Source organism: Streptomyces sp. Isolate_45 (genome assembly GCF_024721315.2).
Lineage (GTDB): Bacteria > Actinomycetota > Actinomycetes > Streptomycetales > Streptomycetaceae > Streptomyces.
The window spans coordinates 1-21,206 of record NZ_JANFAK020000135.1; the positions used below are offsets into that span (position 1 = coordinate 1).

Below are 21,206 nucleotides of genomic sequence, written 5' to 3' on the forward strand. Positions count from 1 at the left end.
CGTCCCGCCGGCGGCGACCGTCCTTCCGGCGGTGGCTACCGCGGCGGTGGCGACCGTCCCTCCTTCCCGCGTCGTGATGACCGTGGTGGCGACCGTCCCTCGTACCCGCGTCGCGACGATGACCGTGGTGGGCGTCCTTCCGGTGGTGGCGGCGGTTTCCGTCGTGATGACCGTGGTGGCGACCGCCCGTCGTACCCGCGTCGCGATGACGACCGTGGTGGGCGTCCTTCGGGTGGTGGCGGCGGTTTCCGTCGTGACGACCGTGGTGGGGACCGTCCGTCCTTCCCGCGTCGTGATGACCGTGGTGGCGACCGTCCCTCGTACCCGCGTCGCGATGACGACCGTGGTGGGCGTCCTTCGGGTGGTGGCGGCGGTTTCCGTCGCGACGACCGCGGTGGCGACCGTCCGTCCTTCCCGCGTCGTGATGACCGGGGTGGCGACCGTCCCTCGTACCCGCGTCGCGACGATGACCGTGGTGGGTTCCGTGGCGGTCGTGACGACCGTGGCGGGGACCGTCCGTCGTACCCGCGTCGTGACGACCGGGGTGGCGACCGTCCCTCGTACCCGCGTCGCGACGACGAGCGCGGTGGGTTCCGCGGCGGCCGTGACGACCGTGGTGGCGACCGTCCGTCGTACCCGCGTCGCGACGACCGGGGTGGCGACTGTGGTGGGTTCCGTGGCGGCCGCGATGACCGCGGTGGTGACCGCGGTGGCTTCCGTGGTCGCGATGACCGCGGTGGCGACCGCGACTTCCGGGCCGACCGCGACCGGGACCCGGTCAAGCGGCTCCCGATCGACGACGACATCACCGGCCACGAGATCGACGCCGATGTGCGTCAGGAGCTCCTGAGCCTGCCCAAGGGCCTCGCCGAGGAGGTCTCGCGCAACCTGGTCATGGTGGCCCGGTTGATCGACGAGGACCCCGAGCAGTCGTACGCCTACGCCCGCATCGCCCTGCGTCTGGCCTCCCGCGTCGCCGCCGTCCGCGAGGCCGCCGGCTTCGCCGCGTACGCCACGCAGAAGTACAGCGAGGCGCTCGCCGAGTTCCGTGCGGCGAAGCGGATGACCGGTTCGGTCGAGCTGTGGCCCGTCATGGCCGACTGCGAGCGCGGCCTCGGCCGTCCGGAGCGGGCGCTGGCCATGGCCGGCGAGCCCGAGGTGCAGAAGCTGGACAAGGCCGGCCAGGTCGAGATGCGTCTGGTCGCCGCCGGTGCCCGCCGTGACATGGGCGAGCTCGACGCCGCCATCGTCACCCTGCAGAGCCCGGAGCTGGCCTCCAGCTCCGTGCAGCCGTGGACCGCGCGCCTGCGGTACGCCTACGCCGACGCCCTGCTGGCGGCCGGTCGTGAGGACGAGGCGCGCGAGTGGTTCGCCAAGACCCTCGAAGCGGACAAGGACGGGGCCACCGACGCCTCCGACCGGCTCGCCGAGATCGACGGCGTCGAGTTCGTGGACGCCGCGACCCTCGCGGACGAAGCGAACGAGGACTCGGACGCCGACTTCGATGACGAGGGCGACGACGAGGACGAGGACGACGACCAGGACGAAGCCGAAGTCGCCGCCGCCGAGCGCGCGGGCGACCAGGCCGAGTACTACGACGAGGACGACGACGAGTACGAGCCCGTCGAGGACTCCGACGTCGACGTCACCGACGAGATCGTCGTCATCGAGGATGACGAGCGTGATGACCGGGACGAGCGCGATGACCGGGACGAGCGCGACGAGCGCGACGACCGTGACAACGTCTGAGCGGTCTGACTGACGACGAAAGGGCGGTACCCCCACCGGGGGTACCGCCCTTTCGTGCGTTCGGGGCCGATCGGCGGGGCGGATCAGTCCAGGCTGCGCAGCACCAGGCCCGTCGCCGGCTTGGGGCCGAAGGACGTGGACTTTCGGGGCATGGTGACGCCCTGGCGGGCCAGGTCGCGCACCACGTCCTCGCGTACGGGGTGCAGCAGGACGGCGGTGCCGCCGTGGCGTTCGGCCATGGCGACCGTCGCGGGGGCGTCGTGGATGTACGTGATGTGCTCCGGGGCGTCCGGCACCTGCCACAGGGTGTCGAGCAGGGAGGCGTGCAGCACGGTCGCGTCGAGCCGGCGCCAGGCCTCGGGGCGGTCGCGGCGTACGGTGCGGGCGATCAGCTCGGGGTCGGGGTCGGTGACGAGGTGGAAGGTGCCGTCGCCGGTCAGGAGGAAGGCGTTGCCGCGTTCAGAGGCGTCCGCGAGGACTTCCAGGGCGAGCGGCAACGGCCCCTCGACGGGGCGGACGCGGAAGTTCCCTTCGAGCGCGGCCAGCGCGTCGGCGAGGGGCAGGCGGCGCAGCATCCGGTGGATGGCGCGGACCTGGAGCGGGTAGCGGGCCGTGTCGACGAGCAGGACCAGACCGAAGTCCCACGGGGTAGGGGAGCCGTGCTCCTCCTGGAGGCGCAGGTACGTCGCCCAGCGGTGGTGGCCGTCGGCGATGAGGGCCTGGCGGTGGCCGAGGTCGGCGGCGACGGCGGCCAGTTCGGCCGGATCGGTGACGGCCCACAGGCGGTGCAGGAAGCCGTCCTCGGTGACGGTCGACAGGAGGGGGGTGCGGGTGGCGGCCGCCTCCACGACGGCCGCCGCTCCGGTGCCCGGTCCGTCTCCGCGGTAGGTGAGCAGCAGCGGTTCGAGGTTCGCCGAGGTCGCTCGCATCAGGCCGGCGCGGTCGGTGACGACGTCCGGCATGACGTCCTCGTGGGGCAGGACGATGCCGGCGTCCGCCGTCGACAGGGCCAGGGCGCCGACGACGCCGCGTTGCAGGAGGGAGCCCTTGCGCTGCTCGTAGACGTAGAGCGCGGCGTCGGGATCGGCGCTGAGGACGCCCTCGGCCAGCCAGTCGTGGAGGGTGCGGGCGGCCTGCTCGTTGCGGGCGGCCGGGGTCTCGGCCTGCGGGAGGATCAGCCGGACGATGTTGTGCGGGTCGGCGGATTCGAGGTAGTCGACTCCGTCGGGTCGTACGACCACGTCGTACGGCGGCGAGGTGACGGCGGCCAGGCTGCCGACGCGTTCCGGGACGTAACGCAGTCCGTGGAAGGGGATCAGGCGCAGCCCGTGCTCCGCGTTGCCAGGTGTGGTCATTGGTGCATGGTAAGACGCGTCTCGCGATGCGGGATGATCGGGGGAGTAATGGGGTAGCGCAATATCGGACAAGTTCGATCATGTGAGGAGCGGACCGGATGACCCGGCAGAGCAGGACCAGTCCCGCGGGCAGTGAGCGGAGTCTGCACCAGGCGTACGACACGGCCCTGCTGGACCTCGACGGGGTGGTGTACGCGGGTGGGCGGGCCATCGCGCACGCGGTGGACTCCCTCGCGGTGGCCCGGGAGGAGGGGATGCACCTCGCGTACGTCACGAACAACGCGCTGCGGACGCCGGAGGCGGTCGCGGAGCACCTCGGTGAGCTCGGGATCCCGACGGACGCGGGTGAGGTGATCACCTCGGCGCAGGCGGTGGCCCGGCTGATCGCGGACCAGGTGGAGCCCGGTTCGAAGGTGTTGGTGATCGGTGGCGAGGGGCTGCGGGTCGCGTTGCGCGAGCGCGGGCTGGTGCCGGTGGACTCGGCCGAGGAGGAGGGCCTCGCGGCGGTCGTCCAGGGGTACGGCGGGCCGGACCTGGCGTGGGGCCGGTTCGCGGAGGCCTCGTACGCGATCAACCGGGGGGTGCCCTGGTACGCGTCGAACACGGACCTGACGATCCCGGGCGCGCGCGGGATCGCGCCGGGCAACGGCGCGGCCGTGGAGGTCGTACGGATCGCCACGGGCGCGGAGCCGCAGGTGGCGGGGAAGCCGCTGCCCCCGATGCACCGGGAGACGGTGCTGCGGACCGGGGCGAAGCGGCCGCTGGTGGTCGGGGACCGGCTGGACACGGACATCGAGGGCGCCCACAACGGGGACGTCGACTCCCTGCTGGTGCTGACCGGGGTGACGGACGCGGCGCAGCTGCTGCGGGCCGAGCCGAAGCACCGGCCGACCTACGTGGACCGCGACCTGCGGGGGCTGTTGACCGGACAGCCGGAGCCGACGGAGCGGGACGGCGCCTGGCGGTGCGGTGGCTGGAGCGCCGTGGACATGGGCACGTACTTGGACGTCTCGAAGCTCGTGGACACCGACGGGACGTCGCCGGTGGAGGCGGACGGGGACCCGCTCGACGGGTTGCGGGCGCTGTGCGCGGTCGCCTGGTCGGCGGCCGGCGACGGGTCCTACGCGCACGACGTGGCGAAGGCGTTGGCCAAGCTGGGGCTCTGAGCCGGCCTCCGAGGCGGGCCTCCGAGACGGGCCTTCACCTGGGCCGTTCGGATGAACGTATTGTCGGCCGGCTAGGTTAGCCTAACCTTCGTGTTGGTCGACAGTCCCCCCGAATCCGAACGGAGCGCCGCGCCGGTGCCCGCCGCCCGCCCGCGCCACGCGGCGCGGGCCGCCGGTCTGCTCGTCGCGGTCGCCGTACTGGCCCTGGTCATGGTGGCGAGCATCGCCGTCGGGGCCAAGCCGATGTCCCTCGACGACGTCTGGCACGGCCTGTTCTCGTACGCCGGAACCCCGAACGACGTGGTGGTGCGGGATCTTCGGGTCCCGCGCACCGTCCTCGGGGTACTCGTCGGGCTGGGCCTCGGCCTGTCCGGCGCGGTGATGCAGGCGCTGACCCGCAACCCGCTGGCCGAGCCCGGCATCCTCGGCGTGAACGCGGGCGCCGCGGCCGCCGTCGTGTCGGCGATCAGCTTCTTCGGCGCCGCCTCGCTGACCGAGTTCGTGTGGTGGGCCTTCCTGGGAGCGGGGACCGTATCGGTCGTCGTGTACGTGCTCGGCGGCAGCCGCAGCGCGACGCCGGTGCGGCTCGCGCTCGCCGGTACGGCGGCCAGCGCGGCGCTCGTCGGCTATATCAACGCCGTGCAGCTGATGGATTCCAAGGCGCTGGACAAGCTGCGTTTCTGGACGGTCGGTTCGCTGTCCTCCGCGACCATGGACACCGTCGAGCAGGTGGCGCCCTTCCTGTTGGTCGGCGCGGCCCTCGCGCTGCTGCTGGGGCGCCCGCTCAACGCGATGGCCATGGGCGACGACACCGCTCGGGCGCTCGGCGCCCACCTGACACGGACCCGGATCGCCGCCATGGTCGCCATCACCCTGCTGTGCGGGGCGGCGACCGCGGCGTGCGGGCCGATCGTGTTCGTCGGGCTGATGATCCCGCACCTGGTGCGGGTCGTGACCGGGCCGGACATGCGCTGGGTCCTCGTGTACTCGGCGGTGCTCGCACCGGTCCTGCTGCTGGGCGCGGACGTCATCGGACGGGTCGTCACCCGGCCGGCCGAGCTGCAGGTCGGCATCGTCACCGCCCTGATCGGCGGCCCGGTCTTCATCCACCTGGTTCGGCGCAAGAGGATGGCCCAGCTGTGACCGCGAACGGTACGAGGACCGCGGCCGGCGCCGTCGCCGCCACTCCGAAGGCGCGGCTGCGTGCGCTGCGCGGACCCGGGCGGACCTCGCTGCGCGTGGAGCCCCGTGCGCTGCTCACCGGAGTGGTGCTGGCCGCCGCCACGACGGTGCTCGCCGTCGTGCTCATCGGCACCGGCGACTTCGAGATCGCGCCCCTGGACGTCGTACGGACCCTGCTGGGCAACGGCAGTCCCGCCCACGCCTTCATCGTCAACGACCTGCGGCTGCCCCGGGTCCTCGTCGCCGTCCTGGTCGGCGCGGCCCTCGGGATGTCCGGCGCGGTCTTCCAGTCCGTCTCCCGCAACCCGCTGGGCTCGCCCGACCTGCTGGGCTTCGGGCACGGTGCCTCCGTGGGCGCGCTCACCGTCATCGTCGTCCTCAAGGGCGGGGCCACCGAGGTGGCACTGGGCGCGCTGGCCGGCGGTCTGCTCGCGGGCGCGGCCGTCTACCTGCTCGCGTACAAGCGGGGGATCCAGGGGTACCGGCTGGTGCTCGTCGGCATCGGGTCCTCGGCCGTCCTCGTCGCCGTGATCCAGTACCTCATGACCAAGGCCCAGGTCGTCGAGGCCACCCGGGCGATGGTCTGGCTGACGGGTTCGCTGGCCGGCCGGGACTGGGCACAGGTGTGGCCGCTGCTGGCCACCTGCGCCGTGCTGTTCCCGGTGGTCCTCGGGCAGAGCCGGGCGCTGCGCACGATCGAGATGGGCGACGACGCCGCGTACGCGCTGGGCGTGCGGGTGGAGCGCACCCGCATGGTGCTGATGCCGGCGGCGATCGTCCTGACCACCGCGGCGGCCGCGGCCGCCGGGCCGATCAGCTTCGTCGCGCTGGCCGCGCCCCAGCTGGCGCGGCGGCTGAGCCGCTCGACCGGCTCGAACCTGCTGACCGGCGCGCTGATGGGCGCCGTACTGCTGCTGGCCTCCGACCTGGCCTCGCAGCGGGCGTTCGGCGCGGACCAGCTGCCGGTGGGCGTGGTGACCGGGCTCATCGGCGGTCTCTACCTGCTCTGGCTGCTCGTCGCCGAGCGCAAGGCGGGCCGCATATGACCGCGCGGACGGGCGGCCCCGACCCCGGTCCCGGCCCCGGCGAGGAATCAGGCAGCGACCAGCCCGGCAACGGGACGGGCAACGGGACGGGCAACGAGCCGGGCGACAAGTCCCGCAACACGAGGAGTACGCAGGTGCAGCGGCTGACCGCGGAGAACGTCACGCTCGGGTACGACCAGCGGATCATCGCGGAGAACCTGTCGGTGGAGATCCCCGACAACTCCTTCACGGTGATCGTGGGCCCCAACGCCTGCGGGAAGTCGACGCTGCTGCGGGCCCTGTCGCGGATGCTGAAGCCCTCCGCGGGGCGGGTGCTGTTGGACGGGCAGGCCATCGCCTCGATGCCCGCGAAGAAGGTCGCCAGGACCCTGGGCCTGCTCCCGCAGTCCTCGATCGCACCCGACGGCATCACCGTCGCCGACCTCGTCTCGCGCGGCCGGTACCCGCACCAGGGCCTGCTGCGCCAGTGGTCGCCGCAGGACGAGCGGATCGTGAACGAGTCGATGGCGGCCACCGGGGTCGCCGAACTCGCCGACCGGGCCGTGGACGAACTGTCGGGCGGTCAGCGACAGCGGGTGTGGATCGCGATGGCGCTCGCCCAGCAGACCCCGTTGCTGCTGCTCGACGAGCCGACGACCTACCTGGACATCCAGCACCAGCTCGACGTCCTCGACCTGTGCGCGGAACTCCACGAGGAGCAGGGCCGGACCCTGGTGGCGGTGCTCCACGACCTGAACCACGCGGCCCGCTACGCCACCCATCTGATCGCGTTGCGCGGGGGCGTCGTCGTCGCCGAGGGGCCGCCGGCCGAGGTGGTCACCGCCGGCCTGGTGGAGGAGGTCTTCGGGGTCCGCTGCCAGATCATCGAGGACCCGGAGACGGGTACCCCCCTGGTGGTGCCGGCGGGCCGCTCGGCCCGTGCGCGGGCGACCGTCGGAGCGCTCTGAGCCGGACGGGTCCCGCCCTACAGGAGGGACTTCAGGCGCAGCAGGTCACGGAAGCCCGCCTCCAGCCGGACCCGGCCGGAGGCCCAGGCCTTGGGGAACCTCAGCTCGCCCGCGACCAGCGCGAGCAGGTCGTCCCCGGTCATCGCGAGCCTGATCTCGGCCTTCGCGCGGGGCGGGCCGGGCGCGACCGCGTCCACCCTGATCCGGCCGTCGTCCAGCCGGCCGGTGAAGGTCCGGTCGAGGTCGGTGATGTGACAGCTCAGGGAGCGGTCCAGGGCCGCCGCGCCGCGCACGTCGCCCTCGGCCCGCGCCAGGTTGTCGGAAAGTCGGTCGAGTGCTTCGCGGCACTCCTCGATCGTAGCCATGGTGATCACGACCGTACCGCAGAGCCGTGCGCGGCCGTCCACCCGCTTCGCGGTAGCGTCGGGCCATGACCGACGAACGACCGGAGAGCGCCGAGGACCGCCCCGAGGACCGCCCCGAGGGGCCCGGGACGGCGTCCGGGGAGGACCTCGCGGCGGAGTCCGCCGAACCGTCCGCGCCCGCCCCGCTGGGCGTCGTACGCACCCCCACCGGGCACGCCGACGTCGACGCCCACCTGGAGCGGCTGGCGGACGCGGACCGGCTGGCGGCGGACGGACACGTCGAGGTGTACGAGGATGTGCACAGGGGACTGCGCGAGGCGCTGACCGCGCTGGACGCACCGACCGTCCCCGGACCTTACGAAAACAGGAGCTGAACCGATCGTGGCAGGAGTGGCACGCCGCCGCCTGGACGCCGAACTGGTACGCCGCAGCATGGCCCGCTCGCGGGAACACGCGGCCCAGCTGATCGCCGCCGGCCGGGTGACGGTGGGCGGCACCACCGCGACCAAGCCGGCCACCCAGGTCGAGACCAGCGCGGCCCTCGTCGTGCTGAAGGACGACAGCGACCCCGACTACGTCTCCCGGGGCGGCCACAAGCTGGCCGGCGCCCTCGCGGCGTTCGGGCCGCAGGGGCTGGTCGTCGAGGGTCGGCGGGCGCTCGACGCGGGCGCTTCGACCGGCGGCTTCACCGACGTGCTGCTGCGCGCGGGCGTGGACCACGTCGTGGCCGTCGACGTCGGCTACGGGCAGCTCGCCTGGTCCCTGCAGAGCGACGACCGGGTCACGGTCAAGGACCGCACCAACGTCCGCGAACTGACCGTCGAGCTGATCGACGGGATCCCGGTGGACCTGGTCGTCGGGGACCTGTCCTTCATCTCGATCGGGCTGGTGCTGCCCGCGCTCGTGCGGTGCACGGCACCCGGCGCCGACCTGGTGCTGATGGTGAAGCCGCAGTTCGAGGTCGGCAAGGACCGCCTCGGCAGCGGCGGCGTGGTGCGCAGCCCCGAGCTGCGCGCGGAAGCGGTGCGCGACGTCGCCGCGCGGGCCTGGAAGCTGGGGCTGGGCGTGGTCGGCGTGACGGCGAGCCCGCTGCCCGGGCCGTCGGGGAACGTCGAGTACTTTTTGTGGCTGCGGGCGGGGGCACCGGCACTCGACCCGGGGGATGTGGACCGTGCAGTGGCGGAGGGGCCTCAGTGACAGATTCGTCGGCGTCAGCGGGTTCGGGATTTCCGACGGGTCCGGGAGAACCGGATCCGGCAGGAGCGCGCACCGTCTTCCTGGTCGCGCACACCGGGCGGCCCGCGGCCATCCGCAGTGCGGAACTGGTCGTGCAGGGCCTGCTCAAATCGGGCCTCGGGGTCCGCGTCCTGGAGCACGAGGCGGTGGACCTGCCGCTGCCGCCCGAGGTGGAGCTCGTCGCCGAGTGCACGCCCACTGTGCTGGAGGGGTGTGAGCTGCTGATCGTGCTGGGCGGCGACGGGACCCTGCTGCGCGGGGCGGAGTTCGCGCGCGGCTCGGGCGTTCCGATGCTCGGCGTCAACCTGGGCCGGGTGGGGTTCCTCGCCGAGGCCGAGCGCGATGACCTGGACCGGGTCGTCGACCGGGTCGTCACCCGGGAGTACGAGGTCGAGGAGCGGATGACCCTCGACGTCCTCGTACGGACGAACGGTGACGTGGTCCACCGGGACTGGGCCCTGAACGAGGCCGCCGTCCAGAAGGTGTCCCCGGAGCGGATGCTGGAGGTGGTCCTGGAGATCGACGGGCGCCCGGTGACCGGCTTCGGCTGTGACGGGATCGTCTGCGCGACGCCGACCGGCTCGACGGCGTACGCCTTCTCGGCGGGCGGACCGGTGGTCTGGCCGGAGGTCGAGGCGCTGCTGATGGTGCCGATCAGCGCGCACGCGCTGTTCGCGAAGCCCCTGGTGACCTCGCCCGACTCGGTGCTGGCGGTCGAGGTGCAGACGGGTACCCCGCACGGCGTGCTGTGGTGCGACGGGCGGCGGATGCTGGAGCTGCCCTCCGGGGCCCGGGTGGAGGTCCGCCGGGGCACGGTGCCGGTGCGGCTCGCCCGGCTGCACCACGCGTCCTTCACGGACCGGCTCGTCGCGAAGTTCGCGCTGCCGGTCTCGGGATGGCGCGGCGCGCCCCACTAGAGAGCGGCCCACTGGGGCGCGCCCCGCTGAGCGCGCCCCAGTGGAGTGCGCCGCGCTGTCGGCCCTCCGGGGCGACCGGACGGGTCGACCGGTTGGACCGTCCGGCCGTCCCATAAGTCTGTATTGGTACACGCGTTCGAAAGGCCCCGGGCGGGTGCTGTCCCATGGCACCGGTGAAACCTCGGTATCGTCGTCCCGTGCTTGAGGAGATGCGGATACGGTCGCTCGGGGTCATCGACGACGCGGTGGTCGAGCTGTCGCCCGGATTCACCGCGGTGACCGGCGAGACCGGCGCGGGCAAGACGATGGTCGTCACCAGCCTCGGCCTGCTGCTCGGCGGCCGCGCCGATCCGGCCCTGGTGCGGATCGGGGCCAAGGCCGCGGTGGTCGAGGGACGCATCGTCCTGCGCCCGGACTCGCCCGCCGCCCTGCGCGCCGAGGAGGCCGGGGCGGAGCTCGACGACGGCGTCCTGCTGATCAGCCGGACCGTGTCCGCCGAGGGACGCTCGCGCGCCCACGTCGGAGGCCGCTCCGTGCCCGTCGGCCTGCTCGGCGAGCTCGCCGACGAACTGATCGCCGTCCACGGCCAGACCGACCAGCAGGGCCTCCTGAGGCCCGCCCGGCAGCGCCAGGCGCTCGACCGGTACGCCGGGGACGCGGTCGCCGTCCCCCTGGAGAAGTACGCCGGCGCCTACCGCAGGCTGCGCGCCGTCGCCGTGGAGCTGGACACCCTCACCACCCGGGCCCGGGAACGGGCCCAGGAGGCGGACCTGCTGCGCTTCGGGCTCGACGAGGTCGCCGCCGTGGAACCGCTGCCCGGCGAGGACGCCGAGCTGGCGGCGGAGGCCGAGCGGCTCGGTCACGCCGAGTCCCTCGCGTCGGCCGCGCAGGTCGCCCACGCGGCCCTCGCGGGCAACCCCGAGGACCCGGAGGGCATCGACGCGAACACGCTCGTCGCGGGCGCGCACCGGGCCCTGGAATCCGTACGCTCCCACGACCCGGTCCTCGGCGCGCTCGCCGAGCGGATCGGGGAACTCGGCATCCTGCTGACCGACGTGGCCGGCGAACTGGCCGGGTACGCCGACGACCTCGACGCCGATCCGCTGCGACTCGCCGCGGTGGAGGAGCGCCGGGCGGCGCTGACCCAGCTGACCCGCAAGTACGGCGACTCCATCGACTCCGTACTGCAATGGGCCCAGCAGGGCTCCGCCCGCCTGCTGGAGCTGGACGGGGACGACGGGCGCATCGCGGACCTGACCGCCGAACGGGACGGGCTGCGGGAGGAACTGTCCCTGCTGGCACAGGCGTTGACGGATGCGCGAGGTGAGGCCGCCGAACGGTTCGCCTCCGCCGTGACCGCGGAACTGGCCTCCCTGGCCATGCCGCACGCCCGCGTGACGATCGACATCCGGCAGACCGAGGACGCCGAGGGCGTCGAGGTCGGCGGCCGCCCGGTCGCGTACGGGCCCTCGGGTGCGGACGAGGTCGAACTGCTGCTGGCCCCGCACCCGGGTGCACAGCCGCGGCCGATCGCCAAGGGAGCCTCGGGCGGTGAGCTGTCGCGCGTCATGCTCGCGGTCGAGGTCGTGTTCGCCGGGTCCGACCCGGTGCCCACCTACCTCTTCGACGAGGTCGACGCCGGTGTCGGCGGCAAGGCGGCCGTCGAGGTCGGGCGGCGGCTCGCGAAACTGGCCAAGTCCGCGCAGGTCGTCGTCGTCACCCACCTCCCGCAGGTGGCGGCCTTCGCCGACCGGCAGCTGCTGGTGGAGAAGACCGTCGACGGGTCCGTGACCCGCTCGGGCGTGACCGTGCTGGAGGGCGAGGACCGGATCCGCGAACTGTCCCGGATGCTGGCCGGGCAGGAGGACTCGCAGACCGCGCGGGCCCACGCCGAGGAACTCCTCGACGCGGCGCGCGCCGACGCCTGACGCGACCGGAGGGGCCCGGGACGGACACCGACCCGGGCCCCTCCGGCACGTCCGGGGCACGTCCGGGACGGATTCCGAGCGGGTCGCCGGCGGGTCGGGGCACGCCTGCGGAGCCGGGTCCGGGAGGCCCCGGGGTGACACGGTGATAGCCCGTGTGGGTGAGGCCGGCGGGCGTCGCGCGGTATCCCGTACGGGATCCGCACCCGTATGGTCCCGGAACGCGCGTGCGGACTGGCATCCTGGGCGACGTCTCTGACTCCTCCCCCTGGAGCTTCGGCCCGTGAGCAGCTCCCCGGTTTCGTTCCCCGCCCCCGCACAACCGTACGGGCGGCCACCGCTGCGTACCGTCCAGGTCCTCGGCGGTGCCGGCGCGGGCAGCAGCGCCCACGTACGGTCCCTGACGACCGGTCTGGCCGCGCGCGGAGTGCGCGTGACGGTCTGCGCCCCCGTCGCCGCGGAGGGGGAGTACGACTTCACCGGCGCCGGCGCGCAGTTCACGCCCGACGCCGCGAGCGCGCTGCGGGCCGCCTGCGCCGGCGCGGACCTGGTCCACGCGCACGGGGTGCGCGCCGGGATGCGGGCCGCGCTGGCCCTGCGCGGCGGCGGCCTGCGGGTGCCGCTGGTGGTGACCTGGCACGGCGGCACCCCCGAGGCGCCCGGCCCGTTCGGACGCCTCGGCCGACTGCTGGAGCGGCACGTGGCGCGGACCGCGGCCGTGGTGCTCGGCGCCTCCTCCGACCAGGTGGACCTCGCCCGGCTGCGCGGCGCGCGCGACGCCCGGCTCGCGGCCGTGGCCGTACCCGTGACCGCGGTCGACGGCCCCGAGCCGGTGGCCGACGCGGACAAGACCCGGGCGGAACTGGGCGTCGTGGAACGGCCGCTGGTCATCGCGATCGGAAGCCTGGCGGCCCGTCGCGGGTACTCCGTCCTGCTGGACGCGGCGCGCGCCTGGCGGGCCCTGGACCCGGTACCGCTGCTCGTCATCGCGGGGGAGGGCCCGCTGCGGGCCGAGCTGTCCCGGCGCATCGAGGAGGAGGGCCTCCCCGTACGGCTGCTGGGCCGGCGCCGCGACGCCGACCGGCTGCTGGCCGCCGCCGACGTCGCGGTGCTGCCGAGCCGCTGGGAAGGGCGCTCCCTGCTGGCCCAGGAGGCCCTGCGGGCCGGCGTGGCCCTGGTGGCCACCGAGGTCGGCGGAGTGCCCGAGCTGGTCGGGAACGCGGCCGTGCTGGTCCCGTACGGGGATCCGGGCGCGCTCGCCGGCGCCGTGGCCGCGCTGCTGGGCGACCCCGGGCGGCGCGCCGACCTCGCGGAGGCCGGTCGGGCCCAGGCCGCGACGTGGCCCTCCGAGGACGAGACGGTCGCCCAGGTCCTTTCGGTGTACGACGAACTGATGGAACGCCGGCGCTGAGCCCGGACGCACGGGCCGCCGGACCCGGAGCGGCCGCCGGGTGCCTCAGGAGGGCACCACGTGCCGGCGGGCGCGCAGCGCCAGGCTGAGGGAGAGCACCGTCTCCGGGTCGTCCAGGTCGGCGCCCAGCAGCTCGGAGATCCGCGCCAGCCGGTTGTACAGGGTCTGCCGGTTCAGGTGCAGCTCCCGGGCCGTCTCCGCCTTGCGCCCCGCGTGCGCCAGGTACGTCTCCAGCGTCGGCAGCAGCGGCGGCCGGGAAGCGGCGTCGTGGACGCGCAGCGCCCCGATCGCCCGGTCCACGAACGCCGCCAGGTCGGGGTGCTCGCGCAGTCGCCACAGCAGCAGGTCGATGTCCAGGCGGCGGGCGTCGTACCAGGGCCGGGGCGGGAGCCCGTGGGCCGCGGTGGCCGTCTCGGCGGCGTGCCGCAGCCCCGCCGAGGCGGCCGCCCAGCTGCCGGAGACGCCGACGACCACCGCCGGGGGAGCCCCGGCCCGGTCCAGGCCGGCCCGCTCGACGCCCGCCCGAAGCGCCGCCGCCACCCGGTCGGCGACCGCGGTGCGTTCCGACTCCGCGCGCAGCGACACCAGCAGCGGCACCCGCCCCTCCACCGGACGGACGCCCAGCAGCACCGGGACCCCGACCGACGCCAACTCCTCCAGGACCGCCCGGGCCAGGACCGCCCCGTTCCCCGAGGCCCCCAGGTCGGTGGACAGCCGCATCACCATCGGCAGCAGCGGCCCCGCGCCCGGCCGGAAGCCCAGCACGCGTGCCTGCGCCGGCGCGTCGTCCGCCGAGATGCGGCCCTCCGCCAGGTCCGTCAGGAAATCGCCGCGGCCGCGCGCCGCCAGCTCCTCCTCCTGCCGGGCCTGCATGAGGACCACGGCCAACACCCCGGCCGTCCGCTCCGCCGCCATCCGGTGCACCGGCAGCAGCGGCGCCGACACCCCCGCCAGTACGAGCCGGGCCCGGACCGAGCCCGTGCCGTGACCACCCCCGGGAACGTCGATGACCACCGCGTTCCCCGAGGGCTCGACCTCGCGCTGGCCTCGCAGCCCCTCCCACACCTGGAGCGGGTCCGCCGCGGCGTCCCCGGCGACCGGGCCGGCCGCGTACAGCAACTGTCCGTCGGTGGTCTCCAGGAAGACAGGGTTCGCCGTGAAGTCGGCCAGGATGCGCAGCACCTGCGGGATCCCGCCACCGCCCAGGAGGGCCTCCGTGCAGCGCCGGTGGACCTCCTCGGCCCGCTGGAGCAGCGCGTAGTGGCCATTGACGATCTCGGTGTGGACCTCCTCGGTGACCGCGACGAACGGCACCTCCCGGTGCAGCTGCACCAGCGGCAGGCCCGCCGCGCGGGCCGTCTCCACGAGGGTCGCGGGCAGCCGGGTGAAGCGCGGGCCCAGCTCGACGACCAGCGCGGCGATGCCCCGGTCCGCGAGGCGGCGTACGAAGGCCCGCTGCTCGGCGGGCCGGGTGCCCAGGCCCAACCCCGTGGTCAGCAGCAGCTCGCCGCCCTTGAGCAGGGAGGCGATGTTGGGGACCTCGCCCGCGTGCACCCAGCGGACGGTCCGGCCGAGCCGGTCGGCGCAGGCCACCACTTCCGGAAGGCCGCTGCGCAGCCCCGGCAGCTCCAGCGCCCGCTGAACCGTGATCCCGCCCTGGTTGTCCATGTCGCCGGACGCTACCAGGGGGTCAGGCGGGAGGAATGTTGTGGTTGAACCGGAAGACGTTGTCCGGGTCGTACTCCCGTTTCACCGCCCCCAGCCTGCGCATGTTCTCCGGGCCGAGCCCGGCCACGATCCGCTCCGAACCCTCGTGCGCGATGAAGTTGAGGTAGACGGCGCCGGTGGACCAGGGCGCCGCGTCGGCCCGTACGTCCTTGACCCACTGGCGGCACAGCTCGTCGTCCGCCGGGTCCTCCCAGATCGCGAACGGGTGCACCGCCCACGCCGCGTCCCGGTACGGCACCGGGTAGTCGGCCGGACCGTCGGCGATCGCGCCGCCCTGCGGGAACACCAGGTGCTGCGTGCCCGTCGGCACCGGCATGGTGCCCGCCCGCGCGCAGAACACGTCCACGAAGGCGTCCGGGACGCCCGTCAGGTACTCCGCCGACCAGTAGTTCCGCATCCCCGGCGGATCGTCGATCATGCACTGGAGGTCGGCGTACGGGATGGCCGTCACGATCTCCGACTCGTGCGGCAGCGCCAGCAGCGGTTCGGCCAGCCTGCGCATCTCGTCCTCGGGACCGGCGTACGTCAGCAGCGCGCCCGCCATCAGCCGCCCCACCAGGTGCGCCGGTACGAAATCCTCCGGCGGGCCGGTCAGGTACAGGGCCGCCCCGCTCGCCTCGCGCGGGCCCGCCTCGACGACGGCCCGGAACGTACGCAGCACCTCGGGCCCGTACTCGGGCAGGTACAGCACGAACGCGATCGACATGGCGGGCAGCTCGTGCAGCCGCAGCGTCATCGACGTGGCGATCCCGAAGTTCCCGCCGCCGCCGTGCAGCGCCCAGAAGAGCTCCGGACGGTCCTCGGCGGTCGCGGTGACCGTCTCGCCGTCCGCGGTCACCAGGTCCACGCCCAGCAGGTTGTCGACGGCCAGCCCGAACTTCCGGTCCAGCCAGCCCGATCCGCCGCCCAGCACGAAACCGCCGACCCCGGTGGTCGAGGCCCGGCCGCCGGTCGTCGCCAGGCCGTGCGGCTGGCAGGCCCGGTCCAAGTGGCTCATGGTCGCGCCGCCGCCCACCCGTACGGACCTGGCCCCCGGATGCACCGTCACCTCGTTCATCCGGCGCAGGTCCACCACGAGCGCGCCGTCGCCCAGCGACATCCCGGCCACGCTGTGCCCGCCGCCGCGCACCGCGATCGGCAGGTCCACTTCGCGGCCGAACCGGACGGCCGTGACCACGTCCGCCTCGCTCTCGCACTGGGCGATCACGGCCGGACGCCGGTCGATCATGGCGTTGAAGACCGCCCTCGCCTCGTCGTAACCGCCGTCCTCCGGGGTGAGGACGGGGCCCGACAGGTCCTCGCGGAGCGCGGCCAGGGCCGTGGTCGCCTTCGATGGGGAAGCCATGACAGGCCCCCTTCGGGAAAGGGCAAGGGACCACTCCAGGCTAGGCGCGGCCCAGGCCCGGGGCATCCCGGGAGCGGGCTGCGGGACGGGCCGCCCACGCGCGCGTGGTGCGCGCGCGTGGGCGGCCCGCCCGGAAACGACCGCCGAGCGTCAGCCCCCGTACGCCCCGCTCGCCGTCAGGCGCAGGGCCGTGTCGATCAGGGGGACGTGGCTGAAGGCCTGGGGGAAGTTGCCGACCTGGCGCTGGAGCTTCGGGTCCCATTCCTCGGCCAGCAGCCCCAGGTCGTTGCGCAGGGCGAGGAGCTTCTCGAAGAGCCGCCGGGCCTCGTCGACCCGGCCGATCATCGCGAGGTCGTCGGCCATCCAGAACGAGCAGGCCAGGAAGGCCCCCTCGTCGCCCTGGAGGCCGTCGACGCCGGCCTCCTCGCCGGCCGTCGGGTAGCGCAGGATGAAACCGTCCGGGGTCGACAGCTCGCGCTGGATCGCCTCGATGGTCCCGATGACCCGCTTGTCGTCCGGCGGCAGGAAGCCCATCTGCGGGATCAGCAGCAGGGAGGCGTCCAGCTCCCGGGATCCGTACGACTGCGTGAACGTGTTGCGTTCCTTGTCGTAGCCCTTCTCGCACACGTCCGCGTGGATCTCGTCGCGCAGCTCCCGCCAGCGGTCGAGCGGACCGTCCGCGTCCCCGCTCTCGATCAGCTTGATCGTGCGGTCCACGGCCACCCAGGCCATCACCTTGGAGTGCACGAAGTGGCGGCGCGGGCCGCGCACCTCCCAGATGCCCTCGTCCGGCTCGCTCCAGTGCGTCTCCAGGTAGCGGATCAGCTTCAGCTGGAGCACCGACGCGTAGTCGTTGCGGGCCAGGCCCGTCATGTGGCCCAGGTGCAGGGCCTCGGTGACCTCGCCGTACACGTCGAGCTGGAGCTGGTGGGCCGCGCCGTTGCCGACCCGGACCGGGCCGGAGTTCTCGTAGCCGGGCAGCCAGTCCAACTCCGTCTCGCCCAGCTCCCGCTCACCGGCGATCCCGTACATGATCTGCAGGTTCTCCGGGTCGCCGGCGACCGCGCGCAGCAGCCAGTCCCGCCACGCGGAGGCCTCCTCCCGGTAGCCGGTGCGCAGCAGCGACGACAGGGTGATGGCGGCGTCCCGCAGCCAGGTGTAGCGGTAGTCCCAGTTGCGGACCCCGCCGATCTCCTCCGGGAGGGAGGTGGTCGGCGCGGCGACGATCCCGCCCGTGGGCGCGTACGTCAGGGCCTTGAGGGTGATCAGGGAGCGCACCACGGCCTCCCGGTAGGGCCCGTGGTACGTACAGTGCGCGACCCAGTCCCGCCAGAACTCGGTGGTGGCCTCCAGGGCGCCCTCGGAGTCGGGGCGCTCGGGGGCGCTGCGGTGCGAGGCCTGCCAGCTGATGGCGAAGGCGACGCGGTCGCCGGGGCCGACGGTGAAGTCGGAGTACGTCGTCAGGTTCTTGCCGTACGTCTCCGCGTCGGTGTCCACCCACACCGAGTCCGGGCCGGCGACGGCCACGGTACGGCCGTCCACCTTGTGCACCCAGGGCACGATCCGTCCGTAGCTGAAGCGCATGCGCAGCGACGAGCGCATCGGGACGCGCCCGCTGACACCCTCCACGATGCGGATCAGCTGCGGCGCGTGGTCCTCGCGCGGCGGCATGAAGTCGATGACGCGGACGGTCCCCCGCGGGGTGTCCCACTCAGACTCCAGCACGAGCGATTCACCGCGGTAGCGGCGACGGTCGGCACGCGGCGGCTCGGTCCCGGGCGGGACCGCGGGGCCGACCCGCCAGAACCCGTGCTCCTCGGTACCGAGAATGCTCGCGAAGGCGGCAGGGGAATCGAAACGGGGCAGACACAACCAATCCACCGCCCCGTCCCGGCAGACCAGCGCCGCGGTCTGCATGTCCCCGATCAGTGCGTAATCCTCGATGCGCCCGGACACGTTGCATCTCCAGTCGAACGGCCACGTCCGCCCCTGAGGGCGCTTGCATTGCGCGGATGCGCGGTCCTGCTGCGCGGAAGGGATTTCCGCGTCGAGCTCCAGACTGCCGGACGTGGCGCGGTGACGCCGAATTCCGGCCTGCTCGGCGGCGATGTAACAGCAGTATCCGAGCAGGGTATGACGGGCACCCTAGTGATCTCCTGAAGTCCCGGGGGAATGTGGCTCGACTGAACGGGTGACCTGCGCGAACGGCCCCTCCGGGCTGCGCCACGACGGTACGGCGCGGGCGGCCCGCCGCGCGTCCGGAAGCGGACCCTCCCGGGCGCTGATAGGCTGGTACCCCGTGGACCGGTGGTCTGCCTGTGCGAATCAGGAGCCCCGAAACCGCAGCTTCGGCGCCCCCTGAGACCCGATCCGGATCTTCGCGGAACGGCGCCGGACGCACCTCACCTCGCGACCACGGGAGCCCCCTCTTGGCGATGCCGCCCAAATCCATGACGACCAAGCACATCTTCGTCACCGGGGGTGTCGCTTCGTCCCTCGGCAAGGGGCTGACCGCCTCCAGCCTGGGTGCGCTGCTGAAGGCGCGCGGCCTGCGGGTCACGATGCAGAAGCTCGACCCGTACCTGAACGTCGACCCCGGCACGATGAACCCCTTCCAGCACGGTGAGGTGTTCGTCACCAACGACGGCGCCGAGACCGACCTGGACATCGGCCACTACGAGCGCTTCCTCGACGTCGACCTCGACGGCTCGGCCAACGTCACCACCGGCCAGGTCTACTCGACGGTCATCGCCAAGGAGCGGCGCGGCGAGTACCTCGGTGACACCGTGCAGGTCATCCCGCACATCACCAACGAGATCAAGCACCGCATCCGCCGCATGGCGACCGCGGACGTCGACGTGGTCATCACCGAGGTCGGCGGCACCGTCGGCGACATCGAGTCGCTGCCGTTCCTGGAGACCGTCCGCCAGGTCCGTCACGAGGTCGGCCGCGACAACGTCTTCGTCGTGCACATCTCGCTGCTGCCCTACATCGGCCCCTCCGGCGAGCTGAAGACCAAGCCCACCCAGCACTCCGTCGCGGCCCTGCGCAACATCGGCATCCAGCCCGACGCGATCGTGCTGCGCGCCGACCGTGACGTCCCCACCTCCATCAAGCGCAAGATCTCGCTGATGTGCGACGTGGACGAGGCCGCCGTGGTCGCCGCGATCGACGCCAAGTCGATCTACGACATCCCGAAGGTGCTGCACACCGAGGGCCTGGACGCCTACGTCGTGCGCAAGCTCGACCTGCCCTTCCGCGACGTCAACTGGACCGTGTGGGAGGACCTGCTGGACCGGGTCCACAATCCCGACCACGAGGTCAAGGTCGCACTCGTCGGCAAGTACATCGACCTGCCCGACGCCTACCTGTCGGTGACCGAGGCGCTGCGCGCCGGCGGGTTCGCCAACAGGGCCCGCGTGCAGATCAAGTGGGTCACCTCCGACGACTGCAAGACCCCCGAGGACGCGGCGGCGCAGCTGGCCGACGTGGACGCGATCTGCGTCCCCGGAGGCTTCGGCGACCGCGGTGTCAACGGCAAGGTCGGCGCGATCACCTACGCCCGCGAGAACAAGATCCCGCTGCTCGGCCTGTGCCTGGGTCTGCAGTGCGTGGTCATCGAGGCCGCGCGCAACCTCGCGGGCATCGCCGACGCGAACTCCACCGAGTTCGACGCCTCCACCCCGCACCCGGTCATCTCGACCATGGAGGAGCAGCTGGCCTTCGTCGAGGGCGCGGGCGACCTGGGCGGCACCATGCGTCTGGGCATGTACCCGGCGAAGCTCGCCGAGGGTTCCATCGTGCGCGAGGTCTACGGCGACCAGGCGTACGTGGACGAGCGCCACCGGCACCGCTACGAGGTCAACAACGCCTACCGCGGCGAGCTGGAGCAGAAGGCCGGTCTGGTCTTCTCCGGCACCTCCCCGGACAACAAGCTCGTCGAGTACGTCGAGTACCCGCGCGAGGTGCACCCCTACCTGGTGGCCACCCAGGCCCACCCGGAGCTGCGCTCGCGCCCGACCCGGCCGCACCCGCTGTTCGCGGGACTGGTCAAGGCCGCCGTGGAGCGGCAGCAGTCCGCGAAGTGAGCGCCTGACCGCATAACGTAGACAGCCGGGGTACGGAAAGATCCGTACCCCGGCTGTCGCGCGTTGTGTGGAGGCTTGGGGCATGGGGATCAGCGATACGTCGGAAACCTGGGAAACCCTGTCGTCGAGGCGGCCCTTCGAGGGCGCCAAGACGGCGGTCGCCTCGGACATGGTGCGGATGCCGGACCGGTCGGTGGTCCGCCGCGACTACCAGGTCCACCCCGGCTCGGTGTGCGTCCTGGCCCTCGACGCGCAGGACCGGGTCCTGGTGATCCGTCAGTACCGGCACCCCGTACGGCACCGGCTGTGGGAACTCCCCGCAGGGCTGCTCGACGTACCGGGGGAGAACCCGCTGCGCGCGGCACAGCGCGAGCTGTACGAGGAGGCCCACGTCAAGGCCGAGGACTGGCGGGTGCTGGCCGACTTCTTCGCCTCGCCCGGCGGCTCCGACGAGGCGATCCGGATCTTCCTGGCGCGGGGCGTCTCCGACGCCGAGGGGGAGCGGTACGAGGAGTCCGACTCGGAGGAGGCCGACATGGAGGTGGCCTGGGTGCCGCTGGCCGACCTGGTGCGCGGCGTCCTCGCGGGCGAGCTCGGGAACCCGGGCCTGGTGACGGGCGTCCTGGCGCTGGCCGCCGCCACGGCCTCCCCGGAGGGCCCCGAGGGCCTGCGCCCGGCCCAGGCGCCCTGGCCGGCCCGCCCGTACGAAGCGTAGTCGGGCCCCGCGCGGGTCGGCCCCCGCGCCG

At 73.4% G+C, this 21,206-nt stretch carries 17 protein-coding genes and 1 pseudogene; 13 read left to right on the plus strand and 5 right to left on the minus strand.

The window, feature by feature from the left end; genetic code table 11:
- Together NOD94_RS31500 and NOD94_RS31505 are read left to right on the plus strand one after the other, a co-directional pair.
- Positions 1 to 684 (plus strand): annotated as a pseudogene (locus NOD94_RS31500) (tetratricopeptide repeat protein); the annotation flags it as partial.
- 162 nt (positions 685 to 846) lie between these two features.
- Positions 847 to 1,749, plus strand: a complete 903-nt coding sequence (locus NOD94_RS31505; protein ID WP_281209596.1) for a tetratricopeptide repeat protein — start codon at positions 847 to 849, stop codon at positions 1,747 to 1,749.
- 83 nt (positions 1,750 to 1,832) lie between these two features.
- Here NOD94_RS31505 and NOD94_RS31510 read toward each other — a convergent pair whose 3' ends face one another.
- On the minus strand, positions 1,833 to 3,104 hold the full coding sequence (locus NOD94_RS31510; protein WP_281209583.1) for a DUF1015 domain-containing protein: 1,272 nt from the start codon (positions 3,102 to 3,104) through the stop codon (positions 1,833 to 1,835).
- 98 nt (positions 3,105 to 3,202) lie between these two features.
- Here NOD94_RS31510 and NOD94_RS31515 point away from each other — a divergent pair, with 98 nt between their 5' ends.
- The 4 genes from NOD94_RS31515 to NOD94_RS31530 all read left to right on the plus strand — a co-directional run bounded on the left by NOD94_RS31515 (position 3,203) and on the right by NOD94_RS31530 (position 7,445).
- Positions 3,203 to 4,270 carry an HAD-IIA family hydrolase gene (locus NOD94_RS31515; protein WP_281209584.1) on the plus strand — a complete coding sequence of 356 codons (1,068 nt, stop codon included), beginning with the start codon at positions 3,203 to 3,205 and terminating at the stop codon, positions 4,268 to 4,270.
- A 93-nt stretch (positions 4,271 to 4,363) separates the two neighbouring features.
- Positions 4,364 to 5,413: an iron chelate uptake ABC transporter family permease subunit gene (locus tag NOD94_RS31520; protein WP_281209597.1), complete on the plus strand. Its 1,050-nt coding sequence runs from the start codon at positions 4,364 to 4,366 to the stop codon at positions 5,411 to 5,413.
- 56 nt (positions 5,414 to 5,469) lie between these two features.
- Positions 5,470 to 6,498, plus strand: a complete 1,029-nt coding sequence (locus NOD94_RS31525) for an iron chelate uptake ABC transporter family permease subunit (RefSeq protein WP_281209598.1) — start codon at positions 5,470 to 5,472, stop codon at positions 6,496 to 6,498.
- The gene (locus tag NOD94_RS31530; RefSeq protein ID WP_281209585.1) at positions 6,495 to 7,445 is read left to right on the plus strand and encodes an ABC transporter ATP-binding protein; all 951 of its coding nucleotides are present in this window, start codon (positions 6,495 to 6,497) and stop codon (positions 7,443 to 7,445) included. The genes NOD94_RS31525 and NOD94_RS31530 overlap by 4 nt, the downstream gene beginning before the upstream one ends.
- Positions 7,446 to 7,462: 17 nt before the next feature.
- Here the strand turns inward: NOD94_RS31530 and NOD94_RS31535 are convergent, their stop codons facing one another.
- Positions 7,463 to 7,810, minus strand: a complete 348-nt coding sequence (locus NOD94_RS31535) for an SCP2 sterol-binding domain-containing protein (RefSeq protein ID WP_281209586.1) — start codon at positions 7,808 to 7,810, stop codon at positions 7,463 to 7,465.
- A 65-nt stretch (positions 7,811 to 7,875) separates the two neighbouring features.
- Between NOD94_RS31535 and NOD94_RS31540 the strand changes: the two genes are divergently transcribed.
- From NOD94_RS31540 to NOD94_RS31560, 5 genes are all read left to right on the plus strand, one after another.
- Positions 7,876 to 8,184 (plus strand): hypothetical protein, encoded by a 309-nt coding sequence (locus NOD94_RS31540; RefSeq protein ID WP_281209587.1) that lies wholly within the window; start codon positions 7,876 to 7,878, stop codon positions 8,182 to 8,184.
- Positions 8,185 to 8,191: 7 nt separating this feature from the next.
- Entirely contained in the window at positions 8,192 to 9,007 is an 816-nt protein-coding gene (locus tag NOD94_RS31545) for a TlyA family RNA methyltransferase (protein WP_281209588.1), read from the plus strand.
- Positions 9,004 to 9,963 (plus strand): NAD kinase, encoded by a 960-nt coding sequence (locus NOD94_RS31550; protein ID WP_281209589.1) that lies wholly within the window; start codon positions 9,004 to 9,006, stop codon positions 9,961 to 9,963. The genes NOD94_RS31545 and NOD94_RS31550 overlap by 4 nt, the downstream gene beginning before the upstream one ends.
- Positions 9,964 to 10,172: 209 nt before the next feature.
- On the plus strand, positions 10,173 to 11,891 hold the full coding sequence (gene recN / locus NOD94_RS31555; RefSeq protein ID WP_281209599.1) for a DNA repair protein RecN: 1,719 nt from the start codon (positions 10,173 to 10,175) through the stop codon (positions 11,889 to 11,891).
- A gap of 280 nt (positions 11,892 to 12,171) precedes the next feature.
- Entirely contained in the window at positions 12,172 to 13,299 is a 1,128-nt protein-coding gene (locus tag NOD94_RS31560) for a glycosyltransferase family 4 protein (RefSeq protein WP_281209590.1), read from the plus strand.
- A gap of 45 nt (positions 13,300 to 13,344) precedes the next feature.
- Here the strand turns inward: NOD94_RS31560 and NOD94_RS31565 are convergent, their stop codons facing one another.
- From NOD94_RS31565 to NOD94_RS31575, 3 genes are all read right to left on the minus strand, one after another.
- Complete coding sequence (locus tag NOD94_RS31565; RefSeq protein WP_281209591.1) at positions 13,345 to 14,967, minus strand: PucR family transcriptional regulator; 1,623 nt, start codon at positions 14,965 to 14,967, stop codon at positions 13,345 to 13,347.
- Between the two features lie 22 nt (positions 14,968 to 14,989).
- Positions 14,990 to 16,372, minus strand: coding sequence for an FAD-binding oxidoreductase (locus NOD94_RS31570; protein WP_281209592.1), 1,383 nt, complete (start codon positions 16,370 to 16,372; stop codon positions 14,990 to 14,992).
- Between the two features lie 150 nt (positions 16,373 to 16,522).
- A complete protein-coding gene (locus NOD94_RS31575) occupies positions 16,523 to 18,328 on the minus strand; it encodes a glycoside hydrolase family 15 protein (protein ID WP_281209593.1) in 1,806 nt (601 codons plus the stop codon).
- 479 nt (positions 18,329 to 18,807) lie between these two features.
- Here NOD94_RS31575 and NOD94_RS31580 point away from each other — a divergent pair, with 479 nt between their 5' ends.
- Complete coding sequence (locus NOD94_RS31580) at positions 18,808 to 20,460, plus strand: CTP synthase (RefSeq protein ID WP_281209594.1); 1,653 nt, start codon at positions 18,808 to 18,810, stop codon at positions 20,458 to 20,460.
- 82 nt (positions 20,461 to 20,542) lie between these two features.
- Positions 20,543 to 21,175 carry an NUDIX hydrolase gene (locus NOD94_RS31585; RefSeq protein WP_281209595.1) on the plus strand — a complete coding sequence of 211 codons (633 nt, stop codon included), beginning with the start codon at positions 20,543 to 20,545 and terminating at the stop codon, positions 21,173 to 21,175.
- The last annotated feature ends 31 nt before the right edge of the window (positions 21,176 to 21,206 follow it).